The sequence below is a fragment of the Clostridium sp. genome, assembly GCF_050717635.1.
Lineage (GTDB): Bacteria > Bacillota > Clostridia > Clostridiales > Clostridiaceae > Clostridium_AD.
Genome location: NZ_JBOITO010000020.1, coordinates 65,147 through 78,016, shown reverse-complemented (window position 1 = coordinate 78,016; position 12,870 = coordinate 65,147). Strand labels below are relative to the sequence as shown.

Here is a 12,870-nt window from a genome sequence, read left to right as displayed (position 1 = left end):
TTAAGGTAAGTCGGTTTTTATTGTATTATCTTATTCATGATTAGCTATAAGGAGTTTTCTGTGTTTTATTTCTAAAATTTTAAGGTGTAACATGTTAATTATTGGAACCAGGTATAGATAAAAGGCATAAGGGATAAATCCTATACTACTAACTTCCATTGTCATGGTGGGAACAAAAGCTGCTATATTCCATGGAATAAGTGCAGCAAGTACTATTGCTGTATTTTCTAAGTCTATAGATAATTTATATTTATTTATGTTTTTGTCATCATAACTCTTATTCATAAGATGGTGTGTTAAAACAACGGAAATAGACTGGTTGCAACCAAAGGCAGCAGTGATAATGCTGGTAATAGCTGTATAAATAAATAGTGCATAGCGTGTTTTTGCTTTCATCAAAATATCTTCAATCTTTTTTAACATATTTGTTCCACTGAAAATGCCAGCTAGGGCGCAGGATACAAAAACAACTAAAGCTGGTTTCCACATGGATATAATTCCGCCACCTTTGAGGATATTTTTAAGTGAGCTTGCTTCTTCTAGTTGGAAGCCGAGAAGAATAAATTTCAATACTTCTATAGGCGTATTTTGCTGAAATATTATGGCAATAATTGAGGCTAGAACTATGCTAATAAACATAGAGATTTTAACATTTATTTTAAACAATGAAAAAACTAAGATGGTTATTGCTGGTAATAAAATAATCCAGTTAATTTTAAAAATGTTTATTATTTCAGTATCAATATTATTTTGTATTAGGTTTAATGGCTGCTTAAGTGAAATAACAAGATAAATAACCACAGATAAAATAAATGGTATTATTGATGTCTTAAACATATTCCATATATTTGTGTAAAGGTTTGTTTTGGTTAAGTTTGCAATTAAGTTTGCGCTAGAGGACATTGGAGAACATCTATCTCCGAAATAAGAACCAGCAATAATGGCACCTGCGGCAATATTTACATTTACATTGCCGGTTTTAGCCATTAAAATCAGGGCTACCCCCACAGTACTGACAGTTCCTAAAGATGTACCTAGTATAAAAGATACAACACAACTAATTATAAATGCATATAGAACAAAAAAATTCGGGTTCATATATGTTATTCCATAATATATTATGGCTGGAACTGTTCCTGAAGCCATCCATATACCAGTAATGCTCCCTATTAAAACAAAAATTTTTAAGACAATATAAGATTTTTTGCCTCCATCAATGGACATTTTAATAACATCGTTTAATGTGAAACCTCGTTTTAATGAAATGTAAGCAAAAATAAAAAAAGCAAGGACAAGTGGAAATCCTACAAATATTCCTTTCAAAACAGCAAAAATTAACGCGCAAAACGTAATTATCATGCCTATAATTATGTCCATAATTAACAACCTTTCATAAAAACCAATATTTTAAATTTAGAATATTTCCTATACAGTATTAGAAGATATTATAACATTATCTGAGATCATTATAACATGGATTTTTATTGTAATAACCAGTATAATTAGATAAACAAACAATAATAATTATTAGGAAGGTGTAAAATTATGAAAAATATAAAAATTGATAGTGGAAAAATAAATGCATCTGAAATATGTCTTGGATGTATGAGAATAAATAGTCTTTCGAAGAGCGAAGCATCTAATCTTATTAATACTGCATTAGAAGAGGGAATTAATTTTTTTGATCATGCTGATATTTATGGCGGTGGTAAATCTGAGGAAATATTTGCAGAAGCTACTAATATGAATCCAACTGCTAGAGAAAAATTTATAATTCAGAGTAAATGTGGTATAAGAGATGGATATTTTGATTTCTCTAAGGAGCATATAATAAACTCTGTAGAAGGTAGCCTCAAACGTCTAAATACAGACTATTTAGATACGCTACTACTACATAGACCAGATACTCTTATGGAACCAGAAGAGGTTGCAGAAGCATTTTCAATTCTTAAGACTAGCGGAAAAGTTAAATTTTTTGGAGTAAGTAATCAAAATCCTATGCAAATAAAACTACTAAATAAGTATTTAGACGAAAAAATTATTATAAATCAACTCCAACTCAGTATAACAAATACTGGAATGATTGATTCGGGGCTTAATGTAAATATGAAAATCAATCCTTCTATTGACAGAGATGGTTCAATTCTAGAGTACTGTCGTCTAAATGATATTACTATACAAGCATGGTCACCCTTCCAGTACGGAATGTTTGAGGGAGTATTTTTAGATAACGATAAATTCCCAGAACTAAATAATAAGATTAACGAAATTGCAGCTATCAAAGGAGTATCTAATACAGCAATTGCAACTGCATGGATTCTAAGACATCCTGCTAAAATTCAACCAATAGTGGGTACAACAAATCATAATAGATTAAAAGATATCTGCAAGGCTTCACAAATTAATCTCACAAGACAGGAATGGTATGATATATATAGGGCTGCAGGAAATAAGCTGCCATAATTTTATAAAACATTAATAGTAATTTATTTCAAGACATCTTATAGATTAAACTTGTACAAATAGGATAAAATTAATATAGACTACAAAATAAGAGGTGTATTTATGGATAACCTAAAAGATGTTAGATGGAAACAAAGATTTGAGAATTTCAATAAATCATATAAATTAATGGAAAAATATTAAAAGCAACAAATAACTTCAGAATTAGAAAAAGCAGGTATAATTCAATTTTTTGAAATGACCTTTGAGTTAGCTTGGAAGGTATTAAAAGATTATTTAGAAGCTGAAGGATATATTGTAAAAAGTCCTAGAGAAGCAATTAAACAAGCTTTTCAGATTGGATTAATAGATAATGGTCATGTATGGATAGATGTATTGGCAAATAGAAATCTAACTACAAATACTTACGATGAAGCGCTGGCTGATAAAATGGCAAAAGAAATAGTTGAATTATATTTTCCAGAACTTAAAAAAATGCATGATAGATTATCAGAGGAATTATAATATGTTTGGGTTGAAATTTTGCCACTACCTTATTTCTTTGACATACATCACTATGAAAGTATATCAAATGCTAACCTTAAAAAACATATAGATGATGAAGGAAAGATTGTATTTGATAGAAAATAGATCTTTCCTTTTAATTTAATTTATATCTGTTGCTATTATGAAGTTGTCTATTGACAAAGTAATACTTCGGCAGTAGAATTAAATTATACTTCGATACAAGAACTAAAGTTGGAGGGCTTATATGGAGATAAACAAAATACAGGAAATTATTTTTGATTATATTGATGAGTTTAAGATTTTGTTTTTTCCAGAACAGTGGAGTGATATATTCTTAGATTTTTCTAAAAATGAAATATTGGCATTATTATTATTGTATAGAAAAAAGAAGGCTAATATGACGGAAATAGCAGAGTATATAATAGCACCATTAAACACTGCTACAGGGGTTATTTCTAGATTAGAAAAGAAGCTTATGGTAGAAAGAATAAGAAGTTCAGAGGATAGAAGAATAGTTTTAATAACACTTACAGAAGCAGCTAGTAGAGTAATTGAGATGGAAAAGGCTGTGATTACTAAATATTTTACTAAAATTTACGGGGAACTTACTGATGATGAAATTTCTTCAGCTTTAAGCATTTATAAGAAAGTAATTGGAGTTTTTAAGGAAAGTGTGAATCCGGTTAAAGAAGAAGAGATTCCTGTTAAAAAGATAAAAAAAATTATTATTGAATAGGTTTTGTATACTTATAGCTCAGTAAATCTGAGCTATTGTTTAAAAAATATACTTCTATAAGGGAACTATTCACTAGGAGAAATAAGATTAGGAGGGATAACATGAAAAGAATAATTATTTTCACTGGGAAAGGTGGAGTTGGAAAAACTAGTACGGCTGCAGCTCATGCTTTGAAGGCTTCAATGGAGGGCATAAAGACTTTAATTGTTAGCACAGATATGGCACATAATTTAAGTGATATATTTATGCAGGATATAAAAAATGAGCCTACTAAAATACAGGAAAATTTATGGGGACTAGAAATTGACCCTAATTATGAAATGGAGAATTATTATGGGAGTATTCAAGCTGCTCTTAAGAAAATGATGACTTTTAAAAATGAAAAGCAACTAGAAAACTTTGAGGATATTGTTGTGTTTCCAGGAATGGAAGAGCTATTTTGTCTTTTGAAAATAAAGGATTTACATGATAGTGGTATTTATGACCTAATAATTGTGGACAGTGCACCAACAGGGGAAACTATATCGCTACTAAAGTTTCCAGAGCTCATGAGTTGGTACATGGAAAAATTATTTCCTATAGGAAAGGCTCTCATGAAAGTTATAAGGCCTATATCTAAAATAGCTTTTAACTTTGAAATGCCTGATAAACAAGCTATGAATGATATTGAAAAACTTTATTTATTGCTTTCAGAACTTCAAAACTTATTGAAGGATAGGGAGATTTGTAGTATAAGACTCGTTACAATTCCTGAGAAAATGGTTATTGAAGAAACTAAGAGGAACTACATGTATTTAAATCTCTATAATTTCAATGTAGATGCTATATATATTAATAGAGTATTACCAGAAGATATAGGCAATAGTTTTTTTGATGAATGGAAATGCATCCAAAAAAAATATATGGAAGAAATAGATTCAGTATTTTTGAATCTTCCCAGGTTTAAAATTAAATGGTATGAGGTAGATATAAATGGCATTTCCGGACTCCACCGAATAGTTAAAGATTCTCTTGATGTTAAAGATATATTAAAGGTTCAAAAAATAACATTTAATGAGAAATTTGAAAAGATAGAAGGAGGCTACAAACTTCAAGTATATGTTCCATTTGGAGATAAGAAAGATTTGGATTTATACGAAACGGGTTCTGATATATCTATTAAGATAGGTAACTTTAAGAGGAATATTCCATGCCCAAATTCACTTAGGCAGTATTCTATAAGTAAAGCCGATTTTAATGAAAATTATTTGTCTATATATTTTCAGGAGAAGGTGGATTAAATGAACAGTGAAATAATTAAGAAATTGATAAAGATAGAGAGACTTAAATATGAAATTATAAAAGATATTTTACCGAAAAAAGCATTGCATAGGCTTAATAACTTTGAGAAGGAAGCAATGACGATTATAAAAGATATTGCAGTGAGTGTTATGAGCGAGAGTTGTGAAAAATCAGAGGATGAAGTGGAAAAACAGGTTAAAAAGGTTAAGGTTGATTTTTTATAATTGTACAGGAGGGATTAAAGTGAGAATAATTTTATATACAGGAAAAGGTGGAGTAGGAAAAACAAGTGTCGCATCAGCAACAGCTTGTCAAATTGCAAAAAAAGGGAAAAAGGTGCTTATAATGAGTACTGATCAGGCTCATAGTCTTTCCGATGCTTTCGGGTTAAAACTATCAAATAGTCCTACTAAAATTTCGGAAAATTTGGAAGCTATTGAGGTAGATGCTCTTATTGAAAATGAAGCTATTTGGGGAAATATCAAGGGATATATAGAAAAACTGATGTTGTCTAAAACTGTTAAAAGCATTGAAGTAGAAGAATTACTTGTGTTTCCAGGCTTTGAAGATTTGATTTCGCTTCTTAAAATCAAACAGATTAATGATGAAAATAATTATGAGGTATTAATAGTTGATTGTGCTCCTACTGGAGAGACTATGTCACTTCTGAAATTCCCAGAACTTTTTAAGTGGTGGATGGAGAAAATCTTCCCTATGAAAAGAAAGGCTGCTAAAATTGTAAAGCCAATAATTGATCGCACAATAAAGATTCCAATTCCTGATGAGAAAACTTTTGATGAAATTGAAATTCTCTATAATAAAATTGATGAACTCCATATGTTAATGCTAGAAAAGGATAAAGTAAGCCTTAGAATAGTTACTACTCCAGAGAAAATTGTTATAAGGGAAGCTAAAAGAAATTTTTCTTATTTGCATCTCTACGACTTTAATGTAGATGCAATTATTGTTAATAAAATAATTTCTGAAGAGGGTGGGAAAGGGTATTTTGAAAAGTGGATGAAGCTTCAAACTGAAAATCTTAAAGATATAAGTGAAAGCTTTAGCCCAGTGCCTGTTTTTCAAACGGAGCTAATGCATAGTGAGGTTAGAGATTATGATTCGCTATTAAATATGGGGCAGAGCATATTTAAGGAAGTTTCTGCAGAGAGTGTGTTTTTTAAGGATAAAATTTTTGAGGTTGAAAAATCAAGTGAAGATGAAAGCTATTACTTAAATATAAATATGCCTTTTGTAGATAAAAAGGAATTAAATTTACTTCAAAAGGGGGATGAAATTAGTATTTCCATTAAAAATGAAAAACGAAATTTTGTGCTTCCACAAAAATTATATTCTAAGAAAGTTGTTAAAGCCAGTTATGAGGAGGGAAAGTTGAGGATACAATTTAATTGAACTTAAGAAAGACCTTGTATTTGCAAATAACGGTAAATACAAGGTCCTATTTTATTAGTCACTTCATATTTTATATCTGTTAAATAAAATAATGCACGTCAAAAATGTTGACGTATATGTATTTATATAGATATAATTGAATAAGATTACAAAAGGATATATGATAAAGGGTTGGGGGGGATTAATATAGTGATTAAAGATTCAAATAAAAGATTGATTATTAATATCTTATTTATTATAGCGTGTTTCACTTGTTTTAGCTTTATTAAACCTTGGATTAATTACTCAAAGGAATTAAAACATAGAATGTCTTATGATTTTGAAGGTTTTGGTACTGATTTAGAAAATGCAAATGAACAAATATCACAAATTTTAAAGTTAAACTCTTATAATAAAGAAAAAGATATTATAAATCGGCAGACTGTATTAAACTTTCATAGGTCAAATTCAAGTTCGCAAAATATTGGTGAGGGAAATAGTTATGAAAATTATTTCACATTATATCTTTTTGCAAATGAGGTAATCCAAAAAATATTAGCAGATGAATTAATAACTTCTGAAGAGAAAATATATTTAGAAAGCTTATATTCTTATAATGAAGAGTTAATAGTGGAGTATAAAAGTATTGTAGGTACTGCATATAATGGTTTTGATTTTGGTGAGCAGGAGAAACTAGAAAAAAACATAGTGAAAATATATAATAATTATTCGAAAAAATCAGGGGAACTATTAGACACGGAAAAATATAGTTTTATTAAGGATTACAGGGGGAATTTTAGTGGGAAAAGTTTTAATGAAGTAAATGTTGAAGATGCAAAAAAATATTGTGAAGAAGTTTTTTCAAAATTATTTAAAGCCGAACTATTACAGATTGATAATAGTTCGGAAATAAATGAAGATGTATATATATTTAAAACTAAATTATCATCAAAAACCCATGCCATAGCTGATGATCCAGTTTATAGCGTAGAGTATAATAAAAAAACAAAACAAATATCAATATATGGTGGTGCCTTCTCAGTGCCGAATTACGGACACACAGAGCAGGATTTAGATAATACAGCAAAGGAAATAATATTAAAATTTAGTGATAATACATTTAGATACGATAAGAAAATTAACTATGAAACAGATACTAAAATTAGAAGCATTGAATATTCATATATTGAAAAAGTAAACGGTATATATGATGAAATGAAGAAAATAAAGATATGTTTGGAACGTAATGGACTAATGAGTAGATTTGAAATAGTGTATCCATATGATGAAAAAATAATTGCACCAACAATAAGTAAAGATGAGATATTGAAGAAAATAAAAAGTGGGTCTGAAGTGCTAGATGTACTTACAATAAGGAATATTCAAGGTGAAATAGAATACGAAGTACACTTAAAATATATTAATACTATATATGTAGCTGTATTCGATGGACAAAAGGGTGACCTTAAATATTATGGAAGGGAAATACGAAATTATAAATTAGAATAGGATAAAGATTATCTGGGATTTAACATAAAAAGAACAGTAGGAAAATTAACAATCTTCCATACTGTTCTTTTTGTACTTTTAGTTATTATTTAGCTAGCCGAAGCTACATCAAATTGGCTATTATAAAGATCGGCATAGAATTCGCCTTTTGCAAGAAGCTCTTTATGAGTTCCCTGTTCTACAATATCGCCGTGATCCATAACAAGAATTAAATCAGCATCACGAATTGTTGATAAACGGTGAGCAATTATGAAACTTGTTCTATCCTGCATTAAGTGAATCATAGCTTTTTGTATCTGAACCTCGGTACGTGTGTCTACAGAGCTTGTTGCTTCATCCAAGATAAGGATCTTAGGATCTGCAAGTATAGCCCGCGCTATAGTTAATAATTGTTTCTGACCTTGAGAAACATTTGATACTTCTTCATTAAGTACCATATTATAACCATCTGGTAAAGTATGAACAAAACTATCTGCATGTGCTGCCTTAGCTGCTGCTATAACTTCATCATCTGTTGCATCAAGACGACCGTAACGGATATTTTCCATTATACTAGCATTATATAACCAAGTATCTTGCAAAACCATACCAAACATTGAACGCAGATCATTACGAGTAAAATCTTTTATATCATAACCATCTATTTCTATTGTACCTTGATTAGTATCATAAAAACGCATTAATAGTTTAACCATGGTAGTTTTACCTGCACCAGTAGGCCCAACAATAGCAACCTTCTGTCCAGGCTTTACTGAAACAGAGAAATCATTAATAATAATTTTATCAGCAGAATATCCAAAATGAACATCCTTGAAATCAACAAGGCCTTTAACGTCATTGTGTTCTACTGGAGTAGATGTCTCAGGTATTTCATCTTCCTCTTCTAGGAATTCAAATACACGTTCTGCTGAGGCTGCAGTTTGTTGAAGGATATTAGAAATTTGTGCAAGTTGTGCAAGCGGCTGTGTAAATTGACGTACATACTGGATAAATGCTTGAATATCACCAACTTCAATAGTTTTCCTTGCTGCAAGGTAACCACCGAGTATTGATACTGCCACATAGCCTAAATTACCTACAAAGGTCATAAGGGGCATCATTATACTAGTTAGAAATTGTGCTTTCCAGGCTACTCCAAATAGTTTATTGTTCATCTTGTCAAATTTATCAACACTTTGTTTTTCTCCATTAAAGGCTTTCATTACAATGTGGCCACCATACATTTCTTCAACATGGCCATTTACATTACCTAAATAATCTTGTTGCTGTTTAAAGAATATTTGAGATTTTTTTACGATAACTATAACGAGCCCTAGGGATAGAGGAATCATTATCATTGATGCAAGAGTTAATTGCCAACTTATAGTAAGCATCATAATGAGTACACCCACAACAGTTATAACTGACGTAATAATTTGACTTAAGCTTTGATTAAGGGTCTGACTAAGGGTGTCAACATCGTTAGTAACACGTGATAATACCTCACCGTGATTTGTACTATCAAAGTATTTAAGAGGCATTGTATTAATTTTTTCGGAGATGTCTTTTCTTAATTTATAACTAACTTTCATAGACACATCTGCCATTATAAAGCCTTGAATATAACTGAAAAGTGCACTTATAACATATAAAACTAGAAGTATAATGATGATTCTTCCTATATAATCAAAATCAATACCACCTGTTCCAGCTATTTTAGCTACAGCACCTTCAAATAATTTAGTTGTGACCTTTCCTAAAACCTTTGGTCCTATTATAGTAAATATAGAGCTAGCTATTGCAAATATTAACACGGTGATAATTGATAGTTTATAAACGCTCAAGTATTTAATAAGTTTTTTCATGGTGCCTTTAAAATCACGGGCTTTTTCGCCTGCGGCCATTGAACCGGGGCCCATATGTCCTCCGCCTCCTCGTCTTTGAGGAGGACGAGTCTCTTTCTTATTGTGTTCACTCATGATAATTCCTCCTTTGAAAGTTGTGACAGTGCAATTTCCTGATAAGTAATACAGTTTTTCATAAGCTCCTTATGAGTACCTGTGCCAACAATCATACCTTTATCAAGAACAATTATCTGCTCTGCATTTTTTATTGTTGATATACGTTGACCAACAATTAAAAATGTACTGGAGGAAATTTGTGATTTAAGTGCTTTTCTAAGTAGCACATCAGTTTTAAAATCTAGCGCAGAGAAGCTATCATCAAAAATATAAATCTTAGCTTTCTTTACGAGAGCACGTGCAATAGATAATCTTTGTTTTTGACCTCCTGAAACATTTGCACCGCCTTGGGATATTTCTCTTTTGAATCCCTCTGAATTTTCATTTATAAATTCCATAGCTTGTGCGATTTCAGCGGATTTTTTTATATCGTCATCTGTGGCAGATTCATCTGCATATTTTAAATTTGACTCGATTGTACCTTGGAATAAAGAACTCATCTGAGGTACATAACCAATATGCGAGCGAAGTTCATGTTGCGACACTTCGCTTATACTCATGCCATCAATAAGGATTTCTCCTGTTGTTATATCATAAAAGCGGGGGAGTAAGTTTATTAGTGTGGACTTACCTGCACCGGTAGAACCTATAAACGCAGTAGTTTCACCTGGCAAGGCTTTAAAACTAATATTCTTAAGAACATCTTCTTCGGCTCCTGGATACTTAAAAGATACATTTTTAAATTCTACTAGGCCACGCGCGTTACTATCAAAATGTTTAGGATTTATAGGATCTATAATAGTAGGTTCTATTTTCAAAACTTCGTAAATTCTCTGTGCGGAAACAGAGGCTCTTGGTATCATAATAAACATCATGGACATCATAATGAATGCAAAAATAATTTGCATAGCATATTGCATAAAGGCCATCATATCTCCTACCTGCATACTTGAAGCCGCAATTTGATGTGCACCAACCCAAACAATAAGTAGTGTTACGCCATTCATTATAAACATCATAGCGGGGAATAATGATACCATTACGCGATTTACGAATAGATTCGTTTTTGTAAGGTCAGTATTTGCTTTGTCAAATCTACCTTCTTCAAATTTTTGAGTATTGAAAGACCTTATTACCATCATCCCTGAAAGGTTTTCACGGGTAACTAAATTTAGTCTGTCAATAAGTTTCTGAATAATTTTAAACTTTGGAAGAGCAATTGAAAAAATAATCCCAATTAAGCCCAAAAGGACTATAACTGCAAGTGCAATAATCCAGGACATAGACGTACTCTTACCAAGAGCTTTCATAACGCCACCAATACCTAAGATAGGTGCATAAATCATCATTCTTATGGCTATTACTAAAACCGTTTGAATTTGCGTAATATCATTAGTAGTTCTAGTTATTAGTGAAGCTGTAGAAAATTTATCAAATTCTGCATTTGAGAAACTCTCTACCTTCGTAAAGATATCTTTTCTTAAATTTCGTGCAAGTCCGGTGGCAGTTTTAGATGCCAAAAGACCAACTGCAACAGTACATACTGCGCCAAGTAAGGACAATAAAAGCATATACATACCTACGTTTAGAATATAACTACTCTGGATTTTATCTGTATTCATTCCGAGGGCATCATATTCCATTTTAATAGGAGCGGCAGCAGCTTGGATAATCATGCTATCACCTAAAGTAGTAAATCTTTTATCCATCTGTTCACTTATTTTAGTTCGCTGCTGAGCAGGCAACTTAGCGAGTAATGCAAATAAATCAGTGTCAGCTGGTAATTTTGTTCCGTTGAAGGACACTTCACCACCATTTGCATCAGCCTTCATTTTTTTAATTCCAGAAACTGATAAAAATGCTTTCCCAATAATTGGGTTTAGCTTATCTATTTCTGTTTTAGAAATATCTTTTAATACATATATAGGTTCTTTTTCAAGCGCACTGTAATCCACAACATATTTATTATAATCAGAACTTGACTTGTCAACCAATATATAATTGTTTGAAACCTCAGTCTTTCCTGTATCACTAATAAATAATGTAAGTTTATCCATTTTACTTTTTCGTATGGCCTCTGGTACTGCATTTTCAATACCACCTTGCTGTATTCCTGTATTTACAATGTTAGACATATAGTCTGGCAGTGCAAGGTCAGCCATTGCTTGCACAAATAATAGAATTATTGCGATAAAAATCATGTAAGTAAATGGCTTTAAATATTTTGATAGTTTAAACAATGTATAATCAACTCCTTATTTAATGTATAATAATATATAAACATATTAATGAATTTCATCTGTGCTTTGTTTATCCATTAATTTTTCTAAAGTGTCAAAACCCTTTAATATTGTTTCAATTTCCTCAGCTGTAGCTTTTTTCATTATATTTTCAAAAGTTTTTTCGATTTTACAAAATTTTGTTTTAGAATTTTTTTTGAATTGAGCACTTATATTTACGTAAACAACTCTTCTATCTTCATTACTTCTAGTTCTTTCAACCAAACCTTGTTTTTCCAGTCTGTCAATAATTCCAGATACGGTGGAATTTGACAATCCAATTTTTTCGCTTAAATCGCTTATTTTCATTTCTCCATCATGAGATAATATACCCATCATCATACCTTGTGGACCTGTTAAATTCATCTCGTTAAAATGCTGACCCATACTACTTTTTAGCATATGACCTACTCGTTTTAGAGAACGAAATATCTTAATTCCACTACTCATTTCACTCAATTTCTCACCTTCTCCTCTAATAGTTTACCTTACGAAAATTTCGCATAATAATATTTTCTATAAAAACATTTCGTGTACAAAGTATATATTAATATTAAAGATATTTTTTGTCAATAGAATTCTTGTTAAAAGAAATTATTTACATAATAATTAGAGTGTAATATTTAAAGTAACTCATAAAAATTATAAATTTAGAATAAATCCTATTGAAATTTATATAACCTTGAAGTATACTGAATATGAAAGCGGTAACATATTTTAAAATGATCTAATCTTAATTATTGATATGGCAAGTATGTCAACATGT

11 protein-coding genes are annotated in these 12,870 nt (G+C 30.8%); 7 read left to right on the top strand and 4 right to left on the bottom strand.

Translation table 11 applies throughout. The features are described from left to right. Positions 1–30: 30 nt before the first annotated feature. Entirely contained in the window at positions 31–1,377 is a 1,347-nt protein-coding gene (locus ACREWB_RS09980; protein WP_431547303.1) for a Na+/H+ antiporter NhaC family protein, read from the bottom strand. 168 nt (positions 1,378–1,545) lie between these two features. On the opposite strand from ACREWB_RS09980, the gene ACREWB_RS09975 reads away from it, so the two are divergent. The 7 genes from ACREWB_RS09975 to ACREWB_RS09945 all read left to right on the top strand — a co-directional run bounded on the left by ACREWB_RS09975 (position 1,546) and on the right by ACREWB_RS09945 (position 7,885). Further along, positions 1,546–2,463 carry an aldo/keto reductase gene (locus tag ACREWB_RS09975; protein ID WP_431547302.1) on the top strand — a complete coding sequence of 306 codons (918 nt, stop codon included), beginning with the start codon at positions 1,546–1,548 and terminating at the stop codon, positions 2,461–2,463. Positions 2,464–2,655: 192 nt separating this feature from the next. Then, on the top strand, positions 2,656–2,967 hold the full coding sequence (locus tag ACREWB_RS09970; RefSeq protein ID WP_431547411.1) for a nucleotidyltransferase substrate binding protein: 312 nt from the start codon (positions 2,656–2,658) through the stop codon (positions 2,965–2,967). Between the two features lie 247 nt (positions 2,968–3,214). Further along, entirely contained in the window at positions 3,215–3,706 is a 492-nt protein-coding gene (locus tag ACREWB_RS09965) for a MarR family transcriptional regulator (protein WP_431547301.1), read from the top strand. A gap of 101 nt (positions 3,707–3,807) precedes the next feature. Further along, a complete protein-coding gene (locus ACREWB_RS09960; protein WP_431547300.1) occupies positions 3,808–4,986 on the top strand; it encodes an ArsA family ATPase in 1,179 nt (392 codons plus the stop codon). Beyond that, complete coding sequence (locus tag ACREWB_RS09955; RefSeq protein ID WP_431547299.1) at positions 4,987–5,211, top strand: hypothetical protein; 225 nt, start codon at positions 4,987–4,989, stop codon at positions 5,209–5,211. A gap of 19 nt (positions 5,212–5,230) precedes the next feature. Beyond that, a complete protein-coding gene (locus ACREWB_RS09950; RefSeq protein WP_431547298.1) occupies positions 5,231–6,397 on the top strand; it encodes an ArsA family ATPase in 1,167 nt (388 codons plus the stop codon). 189 nt (positions 6,398–6,586) lie between these two features. Next, positions 6,587–7,885, top strand: a complete 1,299-nt coding sequence (locus tag ACREWB_RS09945; RefSeq protein ID WP_431547297.1) for a hypothetical protein — start codon at positions 6,587–6,589, stop codon at positions 7,883–7,885. Between the two features lie 89 nt (positions 7,886–7,974). Here the strand turns inward: ACREWB_RS09945 and ACREWB_RS09940 are convergent, their stop codons facing one another. From ACREWB_RS09940 to ACREWB_RS09930, 3 genes are read right to left on the bottom strand one after another with little or no spacing between them, the layout of a single operon-like run. Then, the gene (locus ACREWB_RS09940) at positions 7,975–9,843 is read right to left on the bottom strand and encodes an ABC transporter ATP-binding protein (RefSeq protein ID WP_431547296.1); all 1,869 of its coding nucleotides are present in this window, start codon (positions 9,841–9,843) and stop codon (positions 7,975–7,977) included. After that, positions 9,840–12,065, bottom strand: a complete 2,226-nt coding sequence (locus tag ACREWB_RS09935; protein WP_431547295.1) for an ABC transporter ATP-binding protein — start codon at positions 12,063–12,065, stop codon at positions 9,840–9,842. Before ACREWB_RS09935 ends, ACREWB_RS09940 begins: the two co-directional genes overlap by 4 nt. A 45-nt stretch (positions 12,066–12,110) precedes the next feature. Further along, positions 12,111–12,554: a MarR family winged helix-turn-helix transcriptional regulator gene (locus tag ACREWB_RS09930; protein WP_431547410.1), complete on the bottom strand. Its 444-nt coding sequence runs from the start codon at positions 12,552–12,554 to the stop codon at positions 12,111–12,113. Positions 12,555–12,870 lie beyond the last annotated feature (316 nt).